The sequence below is a fragment of the Enterobacter cloacae complex sp. P18RS genome (assembly GCF_014982105.1).
Taxonomy (GTDB): Bacteria; Pseudomonadota; Gammaproteobacteria; order Enterobacterales; family Enterobacteriaceae; genus Enterobacter; species Enterobacter hormaechei_C.
On record NZ_JADCKV010000011.1, the window covers coordinates 408,034 to 421,064 of the forward strand.

A 13,031-nucleotide genomic window follows, 5' to 3' on the forward strand; every position below is an offset into this window, starting at 1 on the left:
GGTAAGGCAACGCCGCCACCCGGCAATCAAGGCGCACGATAAAACGGCTTATCCCCCAGGATCGTCGCCCGCTGCATAATCCTTCGCTGCGGCAGGTAATCCGCATTGGCGTAATGCTGCGTGACGCGGTTATCCCAGATCGCCAGATCGTTCTCCTGCCAGCGCACCTGGAACTCCGGTTTGGTGATGTGCGCGAACAGGAAGCCAAGCAGCGCCTCACTCTCTTTTTCCGCTACGTCCACGATGCGCGTGGTGAACCCTTCATTCACAAACAGCGCCTGTTTGCCCGTCACCGGATGGGTCCGCACCACCGGGTGCAGCAGCGGGGGATGTTTTGCGACCGCATCCAGCCAGCGCTGATGTTCCTCTTTCGTTTTACGGTACTTGTACTCCGGGAACGATTTTTTGAAGTCATGCTCCGCCCGCAGGCCGCTCAGCAGGGTCTGGAGCGGCGCGGAGAGCGCCTCAAACGCAGCAATCCCGCTGGCCCATAGCGTATCCCCACCCGTTTCCGGCAGCTGTTTTGCTGCCAGAATCGCCCCGGCTGGCGGTGTGTCGATAAAGGTAACGTCCGTGTGCCAGTTGTCATTATCGGGCGGGTTATCGTTATGGGTGTCCAGCACGATAATTTCCTCCACCCCTTCCGCATGCGGGTAGACCGGGTGGATATGCAGGTCGCCAAAACGCAGGGCCAGCGCGCGCTGCTGCTGTGGGGTGATCGCCTGTTCGCGCAGGAATACAACCTGATGACGCAGCACCGCGTGGTACAGCTGCTCAAACTGGTTATCGCTCAGCGGACGGGTTACGTCCAGGCCCGACACCTGCGCGCCAATATATGGCCCCAGCGGGGTAATGGTCAGTCGTTCACTCATTGTATTTCTCCATGCCAGGGCGTCAGGCGACGCTGTAGCGCGCGCAGTCCCAGTTCTAATCCAAAGGCAATCGCGGCGATCACCGCGATCCCTGCCAGTACCACGTCAGTCGCCAGGAACTCTCCCGCCGACTGCACCATAAACCCAAGGCCGCGCGTGGCGGCTATCAGCTCTGCCGCCACCAGCGTAGACCAGCCCACCCCAAGGCCGATGCGCAGCCCGGTCAGTATCTCCGGCAGCGCGCCTGGTAAAATGACGAACAGCAGTATCTGCGCGCGGCTGGCGCCGAGCGACTGCGCCGCACGTATGCGTACCTGCTGCGCACTCTTTACGCCAGCCAGGGCCGACATGGCTACCGGCGCAAATATCGCCAGGTATATTAGTAAGATCTTTGACGTCTCGCCGATGCCAAACCAGATCACCATCAGGGGCAGGTAAGCCAGCGGCGGGACGGGACGGTAAAGCTCTATCAGCGGGTCGAGAATGCCGCGTACCGTCGGGCTCAGTCCCATCGCGATCCCCACCGGAACGCCAATAATGACCGCCGCCAGCAGCGCCACCAGAATACGCATCAGACTGGCGCCTAAATGCTGCCAGAGCGTGGCATCCATAAAGCCCTGCGGCCCGGCGATAGTAATTAGTTTTTCCAGAACCTGGCCTGGCGGGGGCAGAAACAGCGGGCTGACCCACTGCTGCGCGGCAACCGCCCACCATACCGCCAGCAGCACCACCAGCGTGCTGAGGCTTAAGGTGAGCTGGCGAGAGAACGGCCAGCGTAAGGCAAGGCGCGTCCGCCGCGTTTTTTCACTGAAAACAATGCTCATGAGAACGCCTCCCGTTGCTCAAACACGCGGCTTAAGACGTATTCACGCTGTTCAATAAACAGCGGATCGGATTTGATGCTGCGTACCGGCTCTCCCGCCACATAGCGGCGGGCAAACTCAAGCGGCAGGCGCTCCAGCACGCGTCCCGGCCCCGGTGAGAGCAGCACCAGCTCCGTCGCCATAAACACGGCCTCTTCGATATCGTGGGTGATTAACAGCACCTGCTTGCCGGTTTCGTGCCACAGGCGCAGCAGCAGGGTTTGCATCTGCTCGCGGGTGAAGGCATCCAGCGCCCCGAAAGGTTCGTCCAGCAACAGCAGCTGTGGGTTAGCCGCCTGCGCGCGGGCGATCCCGACGCGCTGACGCTGCCCGCCTGAAAGCTGCCAGATAAAGCGTTTTTCAGCTCCCTCCAGCCCGACCTTTTTCAGCATATCGCGCGCCGTATTCAGGCGCTGTTCACGCGCTACACCTGCCAGTTGCAGACCAAACGCAACGTTTTCCTGAACGTTTCGCCACGGGAGTAATCCTTCATTCTGAAAGACCACGCCGCGCTCTGCGCCCGGCCCCGTTACCCGTTTTCCTTCCAGCTGGATCGTGCCGTGCTGATACGGTACAAACCCCGCGATCAGGTTCAGCAGCGTCGTTTTCCCGCAGCCGGACGGCCCCAGCACCACCAGCAGTTCACCGCTGTCCAGCGTCAGGTTGATCTCTTCCAGGGCGGGTTTGCCGCCGTAATCGGCAGACAGGTTTGTAATGTTCAGCATTGCAGCCCCCTTATTTCACAAAGCGATCGGTCACGAACTGGCTGTAATCCGCCGCCACCGCAGGCACTTTGCCCTGCTCTTTCAGGAACGTGGCAGTGTCGACAATCGCTTTGCTCACCGGCCCGTTCAACTGCTGGACCTGCTGCGCAGGCGTCAGATAGGTGTTGCCTTTTACCAGCCCCGGCACGTCAGCTTCCGGCACGCCGCTCAGACGTGAGAGCTTCTCCAGGTTGGCGGGATGTTTCAGCCATTCATCCGGGTTGCTGATGTATGGCTGCTGTGCGTCGATGGCGCTTTTGGCGAAGGCTTTCACCACTTCAGGGTGTTTCTCGGCAAAGTCCTTCCGTACGACCCAGACGTCAAGGGTTGGCGCGCCCCACTGCCCCACTTTTTCGGAGTCGGTCAGCACGGTGCCCTCTTTTTCCAGCTCGTTGACGGCGGGCGCCCAGACGTATGCTCCATCGATGTCGCCACGCTGCCAGGCGGCAATAATCGCCGGAGGTTGCAGGTTGATGATCTGCACCTGGCCCGGCTTAATGCCCCAGTGTTTCAGCGCTGCCAGCAGGCTGTAATGCGTGGTGGAGATAAACGGCACCGCGATGCGTTTGCCGATCAAATCTTCGGGTTTCGTGATGCTTTTCTTCACCACCAGCGCTTCGGAATTTCCGAGCTGCGACGCCAGCAGGAAGACTTCAATCGGCACCTGCTGGCTGGCGGCCACCGCCAGCGGGCTGGAGCCCAGGTTGCCAATCTGCACGTCGCCCGAGGCTAACGCCCGCACAATCGCCGCGCCGCTGTCGAACTTGCGCCAGTCGACATTCGCCCCGCTCGCTTTGGCAAAGGTGTTATCCGCCTGCGCGACTTTCGCCGGCTCAGCGGAAGTCTGATACGCGACGGTGACGTCCACCGCCTGCGCCTGAAATGCCCACAGCGCCAGTGCGCCGAGAAGTGTGATCCGCGATGAAATTGCCATAATGTCTGCTCCCCTTGTTGTTATGAGGGCAGTATTTCCGGCGCGAGAATTTTGATAAAGGAATAAAAAAGAATCGCTAATGACGATTCGTTTTTAGAAAAAAAGCGGGAAAGGATAGTGAATTTTGTGCGGTTGTTTCGCCGGGTGGCGCTGCGCTTACCCGGCCTACGGTTCGTGCAATTTGTAGGCCGGGTAAGGCGCAGCCACCACCCGGCAAAGACCTCAGCGCTGAACCGTCAGCGCAGCAATATCCTGCGGCGTGGTGCGACAGCAGCCGCCAATCAGCTTCGCACCGGCATCCAGCCACTGCGGTAAATACCCCGCCAGCGTCTCGCAGGCTTCACCGTGGTGATGCCAGGTTTTGCTCACCGCATCATAATGCTCGCCGGAATTCGGATAGACCACCAGCGGCAGCGACGTCAGGCTGTGCAGATGCGTCAGCGCCGCGGTGGTGTTTTCCAGCGCGATACAGTTGATCCCCAGCGCGACAATCTGTGGATAGCTTTCGAGCGCAGAAACGACATCCCGCAGCGGCGTCCCGTCACTCAGATGCTCGCTGTCACGCAGGGTAAATGAGAACCATGCCCGGGCGCGAGGATACGCCGTCAGCAACGCCGCCAGCGCCTTAATCTCCGGGAAAGAAGGCAGCGTTTCACAGGCCAGCAGATCCGCGCCCGCATCCAGCTGCGCCTCCACGCGGGGACGGTGGAACGCGGTGAACTCTTCAGCGCGACGCACATAATCGCCGCGATATTCAGATCCATCGGCAAGATACGCGCCGTACGGCCCTACCGACCCCGCCACCAGCAGCGTGCCCGCCTGCGCATTCTCTGCCAGGTACGCTTCCCGCGCTTTGCGTGCCAGCTCTACGCTTTTGCCAATCAACGCCCGGGATTGCGCCTCGTCGAGCCCGCGTGCGGCAAAGCCCGCAGGCGTGGCCTGATAGCTGGCGGTGATCGCCACCTGTGCCCCCGCGCGGTAGTAGTCGAGGTGCACGTCCCGGATCAGCTCCGGGTTTTCCATCAGCACTTTGGCCGACCAGAGGCTGTCGGCAAGGTTACAACCGCGCGCTTCCAGCTCCGTTGCCATCGCCCCATCCAGCACGACAAACGGCTGGTTTTCAAGGAGGGCGGTAAGCGGATTATTCTGCGACATGTTCGGGCTCCTGCGTGGTCAGGTTTCGGGTCAGGTAGTACGCACCATAACACAGGGCGACAAACGGAAGCCCGCAATAAAGGGCAATACGCTGGCTGGGGTCAAACCACAGGCCGACGCAGGCCACCAGACAGAGGATAAAGCCAAGCACGGGCACCAGCGGATACCATGGCGCGCGATACTGCAACGCCGAAAGCGGCTGCCCGGACTGCACGTGACGGCGACGAAACACGAAGTGTGACGCGCAGATGCTGATCCACACCGCCACCACCGCAAAACCGGAAATAGCTGACAGGGCCACAAACACCGTATCCGGCGCGACCACGCTGGAGAACAGCGCCAGCACGCCACCCAGCATGGAAACGGAGAGCGCCGTCAGCGGCACGCCGTTTTTGTTGACGCGGGCAAAGCAGCGCGGCAGCGTTTTCTCGTTAGACAGAGACCACAGCATACGGCCAGAGGCATACAGGCCCGAGTTCGCCGCCGAGAGGATCGCCGTCAGGATCACGAAGTTAAAGATATCCGCCGCATACGGAATGCCGACCTTTTCAAACACCACCACGAACGGGCTTTTCTCCACGCCAGCCTGCTGCATCGGGATCAGCGCCGCCAGCACAAATACGGTGCCAATAAAGAAGATGATGAGTCGGGCGATGGTGGTGCGAATAGCAACCGGAATAACCTTGTGTGGGTTTTCCGTTTCTCCTGCCGCGATGCCGATAAGCTCCGTTCCGGAGAAGGCAAAGTTGACCGCCACCATGGTCATCAGGATCGGCAGACCGCCGTGCGGGAACCAGCCTTCGGCAGTAAGGTTGCTTAAGCCCGGCGCCGGTGAACCGTCCTGCATCGGGATAAAACCGAAGATCGCCGCCCCGCCGAGAATAATGAAGGCGATGATGGTGATGACTTTCACCAGCGAGAACCAGAATTCCCCTTCGGCGAAGAAGCGCGTGGAAATGACGTTAAGAGCAAAAATCACCACGCAAAAGACGACGCACCACGTCCAGACGGGAACCTGCGGGAACCAGTACTGCATACAGAACCCGGCTGCGGTAAAGCTCGATCCCAGCGCCACTGTCCACGTAAGCCAGTAGAGCCACGCCACGGTATACCCTGTCGCCGGGCCGAGATAACGAGCGGCGTAGACGTGGAACGCGCCGGTTTCCGGCATTGCTACGGAAAGCTCACCCAGACACTGCATAACCAGCCAGACCACCAGCGCACCAATAAGATACGCCAGCAGCGTGCCCGCCGCGCCGGTTGTCGAAATGATGTATCCGGTATTGAAGAATAACCCTGTGCCGATAACGCCCCCCAGCGAGAGCATAATCAGGTGACGGGTTTTCATGGTGCGCTTAAGCTGCCCGTTTTGTTGTTCTGTTTGCATATTACCTTCTAAACGTATGGACATCTAAACATCCAAAGAAGGGTGTTATACCGCGATTGTTAACAAAAAGCCACCCGGCACGACTTCGGCGCAATTATTGGTAAATCTTTAAATCAGTTCTATAGTCGACACAGTTTCTTCTTCACCTGGACTCACTATGCGATTTAACGGACTGACCAAAGGTTTCTTTATTCTCATCCTGGCCCTTGTTACCTGGGCTTTCTTTGACGTGCTGTCACCCTATTTCTCGGCGATTCTGTGGGCCGCGATCCTGACCATCATTTTCAACCCGGTGAAAAACAAATTGCGTACCGCGCTGGGCGATCGCAACGGGCTGGCTTCCCTCCTTACACTCGGCATTATCTGCCTGATCGTGTTTATTCCGTTGATGGTGATCCTTTCCTCGCTCGCGGTGGAACTGAACATGGTTTACACCAAGCTGCAACAGAACAACACGCAGTTCCCGGAAGTCATCGCCGGTATCTTCAATCGCCTGCCGGACTGGGCCAGCGGCTTCCTGGCGGATCACAACCTGACCAACGCCGCGCAGATTCAGAAAAAGCTTTCCGATGTCGCGTTACAGGGTGGACAGTATCTGGCGGGAAGCGCGTTCCTGATTGGTAAAGGGACGTTCGGCTTTGCTATTAGCTTCGGTATTATGCTGTACCTGCTGTTTTTCCTGCTCAAAGACGGGCCCTATCTGGTGCGCCAGATCCTCGACTCGCTGCCGCTGTCTGACTTCGCCAAACAGCACCTGTTCGCTAAGTTTGTCGGCGTCTCGCGGGCCACGGTAAAAGGTACGGCGGTCGTGGCAGTGGTTCAGGGTACGCTTGGCGGTATCGCCTTTGCCATCGTCGGTATTGACGGTAGCGTACTGTGGGGAGCGCTGATGGCGTTCCTCTCCCTGGTGCCCGCCGTCGGCTCGGCTATCGTCTGGGTTCCCGCCGCGATCTTCCTGTTTGCCACTCACCAGCTGTGGCAGGGTCTGTTCATTGTGGGCTTTTTTGTCATTATCGTCGGGCTGGTGGACAACCTTTTACGTCCGCTGCTGGTGGGCAAAGACACCAAAATGCCGGACTACCTGATACTGATCACCACGCTCGGCGGTATGGAGCTGTACGGCATTAATGGTTTTGTGATTGGGCCGCTGATTGCCGCCCTGTTTATCGCCTGCTGGAACCTCTTCTCCGGCCGCGACCACGCAGGCAACGCCGAGGAGCTGGACGCAGACTTTATCGAAGAGGGAAAAAACCCTCCGGATCTCTAACGAAACGCGTTTTGTCAGGCGGCCCTGTGCCGCCTTTTTTTTCGCGATAAATCAGGGGTTTTCTATAATCTGAAATGAACGCTCTTCCACATTTGTCGTAGAAGGATCCAACAGGTGCGAATCGCCACGATCACAAACTGGGCCTATGGTGTCACGGTGTGCCTGACCATTGCCTCCGGTATCGTCATGCTGATGGCTTCCCATGCCGACAACGTAGAGCGTCAGGCTGTTAAGCAACGACAAATTTTTGACCAGCTTACGGAAGAGATTGAAGCAGAAACCTGGATGCTCTCCGATTTAGCGCGCCTTTACGCCATCAAAAAAGAGCCCGATGTGCTGAAAGCGTACCAGGCGAAAGAAGGTGAACTGAAGAATATTGAACACAAAGTGGGACAATTAAAAGATACGGGCGCAACGGGCGAAGAGCTGGCGCTGCTGTATGAAGGGCTGAAGATTGTTGATGGCCTACAGGATGAACAGCAGGCAGCAATTGCCAGCGTCGCCCGGGGTGAGGAACAACAGGCCATTGCGTTACTCTTCGGCAAAATCTACGAACTTGAAACGGAACGCGCCCAGAGCAAGATTGACCATTTTCGTATGCTGCTGGATAAGCGCATTATTGCCGATGTCCAGGCAGCGACCAACACGTCGAAAACGCTGCGTACCGCCTCAGAGGTGATGGTCGGCCTGACCGCCCTGCTCTTCTTATTCGTGATGGGCTTTATTCTCAAGCACCGCGTGCTGCGCCCGGTAGTACGCCTCAGCGATGTGGTTCACCGCCTGGCCTCACAGGATTACGGCGTCGAAACGCCCAATTTCAACCAGGTCGATGAGATAGGCGATATGGCGCAGGCCATTCGCATTTTCCGCGAGAACGGGCTGGCAAGGCAGCGGCTTGAAAAAGAACGCGACGCAGACTGGGCCATCCGCGAGCTGCTCGCGCGAATGACCCAGCGCTTGCAGGGGTGCGAGAACGTCAGCGACGTGATTGAGGTAGCAGAGCTGTTTGCTCCCAACATTGCGCCGGGTATCGCCGGACGTCTGTATATCCTGGATCGAAACCCGTGGGAGATGCGCTGTGCGGCGGAATGGTTATCTCCACAGGGAGAAAAAAATGCTTTCCACCCCGATCAATGCTGGGCCATACGCCGTGGTCAGAGCCACCCACCGGTCAACGGCGAGCCGGATATCGGTTGCCAGCATCTGCCTGAATCACAAAAAGACAGCTCACTGTGCGTGCCGCTCATTGCGCAGGGGGAAGCCATTGGTTTGCTGTCGTTTCAGAACATCACGCCTGAAACGGCGCCGTCCCGCGCATATCTCGAATTAATGGCGGAAGCCCTGGGTCTGGCGCTGGCCAACCAGCGTCTGCGCGATGCCCTGCTGGAAAAAGCGCTATTCGACCCGCTCACCGGCTTGCGTAACCGCCACCACCTGGAAGATACCCTGCGCACTCAGATAGCTCAGGCAATGCGCAATGATGAGCCGGTGAGCTGCATGATGATCGACATCGATCACTTTAAAAGCATTAACGATCGCTTCGGCCATGAGGCTGGCGATCATGTGATTAAGAGCGTGGCGACAATTGTTCAGCGTGCCGTGCACGATGCCGGCCTGGCCTTCCGCTTTGGTGGCGAAGAGTTTCTGGTGCTGCTAACGGGTGCGGATGAGGAAGCGGCTCACGCCTGCGCAACGGAGATTTATAACGGCGTCCATACGCTGTCGCTGCGCTATGGGCTTGCTGAGATTGGCCCGGTGGATGTGTCGATCGGGATCGCCAGTTACCCGCAGCACACCCAAAGCGACGACCTGCTGCGCGCAGCAGATGTGGCGCTTTACCGGGCGAAAGAGTTGGGGCGCTCGCGGATCGTCAGTTTCAGTATGCTGGAGACGGGTTAACCGAAACTCAGTGCAAATGACGTCAGAGGTACTCGCACTCTCTTATTCCCTCACATTGAGGGTGCGTTATCATTCTTTGTACAAATAAATCAATCTTAACGATGCCACCATTGATAAAAAATGGGGGTGCGTAAATATATCAATAAATCAAAGCGATCATTTTTTAAACTCGGGTGGCTTATTACACTGAGTTTTTATGTTTTAAAAAACGTAAGCTCCAGCCAGCGGTCTGCAATCACGAGGCAAAAAACCGCTATCGTTTTGATTTTTATGATTTTAATCAAGTAGCGTTTGCAAAAAGACGTGGCGTTCAACAAAATAGACAAACTTATAGGATAAATAACTTATAATTCTTATACTTCTGTTAAAAAGAGGAGGCTAATATGCGAATAATCCTAATGCTGTGCTGCTTTTTGGTACAAAGTTTAGGCTGGGCTGGCGAACTGCCAAAACCTGTGGGCAAACCCATTTTAACCATTACCGGTAATATAGAAAATACGAACGAAAATGGAAAAGCCGTTTTTGATATTGCCAGCCTTGAAAAACTGGGGATGGTGAGTTTCCAGACGACCTCTCCCTGGTATAATGGCCGCACGAAGTTTGAGGGTATCCCGATGCGCAAACTCATGGAGTATGTGGGTGCAAAGGGTTCTGTCCTGAATGTGGTTGCACTCAATGATTACACGACCGTCATCCCTCTCAGCGACTTCCAGAAATACAACGCCATCCTGGCTTTAAAGGTCAATGGCGAATATATGCGCATCCGCGATAAAGGTCCGTCATTCATCGTCTACCCTTATGACAGTCTTCCTGAACTCAATAATCAGATTTATTACTCGCGATCGGCCTGGCAGGTCAGCAAAATGAAGATTGAATAGTAGTTCAGGAGAACATAATGAACAGGATACTGGTTGGTATCATTTTTTCTCTTTTTATCACTACGGGATATATAGCCTTTCTTGTCTACGACCGTCAGCAGGAGTTGCAAAAATTGACTCACTACACTGAGTCCTGGTCTGTAGCCCAACTGGTATCTGAATATTACCGATTTGAATCATGGATTGGACTGTACGCAACCGAGACTGATGACGTTACGGTAGACCAGGTTCGCATGCGCCTGGAAATCATGCTGAGCCAGAATGATTTATTGAAAGAGGGCGGCCTGGGTCGTTATATAAACAGCGAAAAAGCGCATCAGGCGCTCGCCTTACGCCTGGAAAAGATACTGAACTATCTGGATGGTCATCTTGAGAAAATGAGCCGTTCAGAGTTAAAGCTCTATCTGAAAAATATGCATTCACTGGATGCCCCGCTAAGCCAGCTTTCATCAACGGCTTTAACAAAAGATGTTAATACAATCAATGAGACTAACCTAAAAATACAGGTTCTGTATTATATTTATTCAGCACTTTCGCTGTTACTGGTTATTTTAAGCTTCATACTGGGCTTTTTGATTATCTATCAAAATAAAAACATCCTCAAAGCACATACACAGGTTAAAACGTTGGCTGAAGAACTTCAGCTGTCCAAAGAAACCCTGCAAATCCAGAATACAAAACTGGAATACGATGTTTATCATGACTCCCTTACCGGCATGAAAAACCGTCTTTTCTTCTGGGATGATCTCAATAAACTTAATCTACAGGCTGAGGAAAAACATATTTCGGTCACGGTGATGTTATTCGATTTAGACCGGTTCAAAGAGGTGAATGATACCTACGGTCATGATGCTGGCGATTTACTGTTACGTGAGGTATCCACGCGCCTTAACGCTTTGAGCCGCTTTTCAGAGACATTTTATCGTTTGGGCGGCGACGAATTTGCGTTTCTCTCCAGTGGCTTAACCGAAGCCGCAGCCGTTTCACGCGCGCGAGAAATCAGTGATAGCATCAGCAAGCCCTATACAATTAATAATCAACTTATAAAAATAGCCACCTGTGTGGGTATTGTTTTATCGGATAACGAACGACGTTCAGATTACCTTTATAAATTTGCCGATCTGGCGCTCTATGAAGCCAAGAAAGAAGGTTCTCAGCAAATCAAAGTCTTCCGCCAGCGAATGCTACAGAAGTTGCAGGAAAGCAGAACCCTTGAAAATGATATGGCAAGAGCAATAGAGAATGATGAGTTTATTGTTTATTACCAGCCTATTGTGAATTCCGTCAGCAAGGAAATTTACGGCTATGAAGCGCTTATTCGCTGGATGCACCCCGTCAAGGGGATGCTCTCCCCGGATAGCTTTATTTTCGCCGCTGAAAAAACAGGCATGATCAACGAGATAGGTAAAACTGTACTTAAACTGGCGTGTAGGGAGGCGGTCTCCTGGGCTGTTCCGGCCAGGATCTCCGTCAACGTCTCGCCTGTTCAATTGGGCAGCAAATCATTTATTAATACGGTGCAGTCCGTTCTGGCTGAGACCGGGCTACCGGCTAACCGTCTTGAGTTAGAGGTCACAGAGTCTTCCCTCTTCAGTGACAGAAATAACCCCATTGCGATCCTCAAAAAACTACGCTCACTGGGCGTAAGAATTTCTATTGATGATTTTGGCACGGGTTATTCGTCGCTCTCCAGACTCAGCGAACTGAATTTTGATAAAATCAAGATCGATAAATCTTTTGTCAATCCGATATCTACGCAGGAAGATGCGCTTAATATTGTGAAGCTGATTACCGGTATGGCTAAAAGCCTTAATATGGGCGTCATTGCCGAGGGCGTTGAGACCGAAGAGCAGCTTGAGCGGCTTCAGGCTCTGGGTTGCGAGCTTGTGCAGGGATATCTTTTCAGCAAACCACAGCCTCAGGTCGACAGCAAAATTATGAGCGGCCAGGAATGATCCCCTCTGCTCAGCCCGATACCAACCGGGATCACATTTTTCACCCCTGGGTATTCACTGACAATAACCAGGTGTTATCATTCACCCCGTAAATACCTATCAACTCAAACCGAGGCTTTGATGCTGGAGAATGTAATCATCCGATAATCAGCTTCCCGACCTTTCCAGGCCGGACTGATTATCAATGCGCCGAAATCGTATGCGGACACCGCTGTGTGTTTGCACATTTTGCACATGATGATTAAACAGGTTTTCCAGTATGAATTTATCCCGTCAGGAACAACGTACCTTACACGTTCTCGCCAAAGGTGGCCGTATTGTGCACGTCCGCGATAACTCTGGCCGCGTCACCGCCGTTGAATGCTATAGCCGCGAAGGGCTACTGCTGGCTGACTGCACGCTCGCCGTTTTCAAAAAGCTCAAAACCAAAAAGCTGATCAAATCCGTTAACGGTCAGCCCTACCGCATTAACACTACGGGGCTGAACAATGTTCGCGCTCAGCCTGATAATCGTTGAGGAGAGGATGATGGATATCCCACGTATTTTTACTGTTAGCGAAAGCGAACACCGCATTCATAACCCCTTTACACCAGAGAAGTACGCGACGCTGGGCCGCGTGTTACGCATGAAGCCAGGCACTCGCATTCTCGATCTCGGCAGCGGCTCGGGAGAGATGCTTTGTACCTGGGCACGTGATTACGGTATTACCGGTACCCTCGTCGTTCCCAGGCAACCTTTCTTTTCTCCCGTTCGCTACGTTCTCAAGATGAGGTTGCGGGTATGTGCGATACCTCTTTACTTTAAACTCACCATTGCAGTCACAGATAAGCAGCGAGCCGTCACATGGTTTAAGGGATGAGTCGATGACAAGCAGCGCATCTTTCATGATGCCGCACCTGTAGATAGTCTCACACGCTCGCATGTAGTACGTAGCGGCTGGTTTCTGGATAAGCGCATCATCAAGCGATATGCGTGTTTCAACGTAATCAGCGGCCGGGCTCGGGAATCCCATAACTTACCTCCGATAGTTACTGTATATGCATACAGTATTATCGA

General features: G+C 54.5%; 11 protein-coding genes and 2 pseudogenes. 6 read left to right on the forward strand and 7 right to left on the reverse strand.

The window, feature by feature from the left end:
- Positions 1 to 26: 26 nt before the first annotated feature.
- The 6 genes from tauD to mmuP all read right to left on the reverse strand — a co-directional run bounded on the left by tauD (position 27) and on the right by mmuP (position 5,975).
- Positions 27 to 872, reverse strand: coding sequence for a taurine dioxygenase (gene tauD, locus INF61_RS09675; RefSeq protein ID WP_193547727.1), 846 nt, complete (start codon positions 870 to 872; stop codon positions 27 to 29).
- Positions 869 to 1,696 carry a taurine ABC transporter permease TauC gene (gene tauC, locus INF61_RS09680; RefSeq protein WP_017383144.1) on the reverse strand — a complete coding sequence of 276 codons (828 nt, stop codon included), beginning with the start codon at positions 1,694 to 1,696 and terminating at the stop codon, positions 869 to 871. Before tauC ends, tauD begins: the two co-directional genes overlap by 4 nt.
- Complete coding sequence (gene tauB / locus INF61_RS09685) at positions 1,693 to 2,460, reverse strand: taurine ABC transporter ATP-binding subunit (protein WP_193547728.1); 768 nt, start codon at positions 2,458 to 2,460, stop codon at positions 1,693 to 1,695. The genes tauC and tauB overlap by 4 nt, the downstream gene beginning before the upstream one ends.
- Before the next feature lie 10 nt (positions 2,461 to 2,470).
- On the reverse strand, positions 2,471 to 3,433 hold the full coding sequence (gene tauA, locus INF61_RS09690; protein WP_017383142.1) for a taurine ABC transporter substrate-binding protein: 963 nt from the start codon (positions 3,431 to 3,433) through the stop codon (positions 2,471 to 2,473).
- A 222-nt stretch (positions 3,434 to 3,655) separates the two neighbouring features.
- Entirely contained in the window at positions 3,656 to 4,588 is a 933-nt protein-coding gene (gene mmuM, locus INF61_RS09695) for a homocysteine S-methyltransferase (RefSeq protein ID WP_193547729.1), read from the reverse strand.
- On the reverse strand, positions 4,575 to 5,975 hold the full coding sequence (gene mmuP, locus INF61_RS09700; RefSeq protein WP_017694445.1) for an S-methylmethionine permease: 1,401 nt from the start codon (positions 5,973 to 5,975) through the stop codon (positions 4,575 to 4,577). Before mmuP ends, mmuM begins: the two co-directional genes overlap by 14 nt.
- 157 nt (positions 5,976 to 6,132) lie before the next feature.
- Here mmuP and INF61_RS09705 point away from each other — a divergent pair, with 157 nt between their 5' ends.
- The 6 genes and pseudogenes from INF61_RS09705 to INF61_RS09730 all read left to right on the forward strand — a co-directional run.
- Entirely contained in the window at positions 6,133 to 7,242 is a 1,110-nt protein-coding gene (locus INF61_RS09705; protein ID WP_017383139.1) for an AI-2E family transporter, read from the forward strand.
- A gap of 114 nt (positions 7,243 to 7,356) precedes the next feature.
- Positions 7,357 to 9,141: a diguanylate cyclase gene (locus INF61_RS09710; protein WP_047057904.1), complete on the forward strand. Its 1,785-nt coding sequence runs from the start codon at positions 7,357 to 7,359 to the stop codon at positions 9,139 to 9,141.
- Positions 9,142 to 9,524: 383 nt separating this feature from the next.
- Positions 9,525 to 10,019, forward strand: a complete 495-nt coding sequence (locus INF61_RS09715; RefSeq protein ID WP_032652666.1) for a molybdopterin-dependent oxidoreductase — start codon at positions 9,525 to 9,527, stop codon at positions 10,017 to 10,019.
- A gap of 17 nt (positions 10,020 to 10,036) precedes the next feature.
- Positions 10,037 to 11,974 (forward strand): bifunctional diguanylate cyclase/phosphodiesterase, encoded by a 1,938-nt coding sequence (locus tag INF61_RS09720; RefSeq protein ID WP_193547730.1) that lies wholly within the window; start codon positions 10,037 to 10,039, stop codon positions 11,972 to 11,974.
- A 259-nt stretch (positions 11,975 to 12,233) separates the two neighbouring features.
- A complete protein-coding gene (locus INF61_RS09725; RefSeq protein ID WP_017694448.1) occupies positions 12,234 to 12,491 on the forward strand; it encodes a YjhX family toxin in 258 nt (85 codons plus the stop codon).
- Between the two features lie 10 nt (positions 12,492 to 12,501).
- A pseudogene (locus tag INF61_RS09730) lies at positions 12,502 to 12,690 on the forward strand (cyclopropane-fatty-acyl-phospholipid synthase family protein); the annotation flags it as partial.
- Here the strand turns inward: INF61_RS09730 and INF61_RS22875 are convergent.
- Positions 12,679 to 12,987, reverse strand: a pseudogene (locus INF61_RS22875) (S24 family peptidase); the annotation flags it as partial. The pseudogenes INF61_RS09730 and INF61_RS22875 overlap by 12 nt on opposite strands.
- Positions 12,988 to 13,031: the final 44 nt, after the last annotated feature.

Excerpts from the sequence above, each read along its gene's own strand:
- mmuM (WP_193547729.1), bottom strand. The coding sequence starts at position 4,588 with ATGTCGCAGAATAATCCGCTTACCGCCCTCCTTGAAAACCAGCCGTTT.
- mmuP (WP_017694445.1), bottom strand. The coding sequence starts at position 5,975 with ATGCAAACAGAACAACAAAACGGGCAGCTTAAGCGCACCATGAAAACC.
- tauC (WP_017383144.1), bottom strand. The coding sequence starts at position 1,696 with ATGAGCATTGTTTTCAGTGAAAAAACGCGGCGGACGCGCCTTGCCTTA.
- INF61_RS09705 (WP_017383139.1), top strand. The coding sequence starts at position 6,133 with ATGCGATTTAACGGACTGACCAAAGGTTTCTTTATTCTCATCCTGGCC.
- INF61_RS09715 (WP_032652666.1), top strand. The coding sequence starts at position 9,525 with ATGCGAATAATCCTAATGCTGTGCTGCTTTTTGGTACAAAGTTTAGGC.
- tauB (WP_193547728.1), bottom strand. The coding sequence starts at position 2,460 with ATGCTGAACATTACAAACCTGTCTGCCGATTACGGCGGCAAACCCGCC.
- INF61_RS09720 (WP_193547730.1), top strand. The coding sequence starts at position 10,037 with ATGAACAGGATACTGGTTGGTATCATTTTTTCTCTTTTTATCACTACG.
- INF61_RS09725 (WP_017694448.1), top strand. The coding sequence starts at position 12,234 with ATGAATTTATCCCGTCAGGAACAACGTACCTTACACGTTCTCGCCAAA.
- tauA (WP_017383142.1), bottom strand. The coding sequence starts at position 3,433 with ATGGCAATTTCATCGCGGATCACACTTCTCGGCGCACTGGCGCTGTGG.
- tauD (WP_193547727.1), bottom strand. The coding sequence starts at position 872 with ATGAGTGAACGACTGACCATTACCCCGCTGGGGCCATATATTGGCGCG.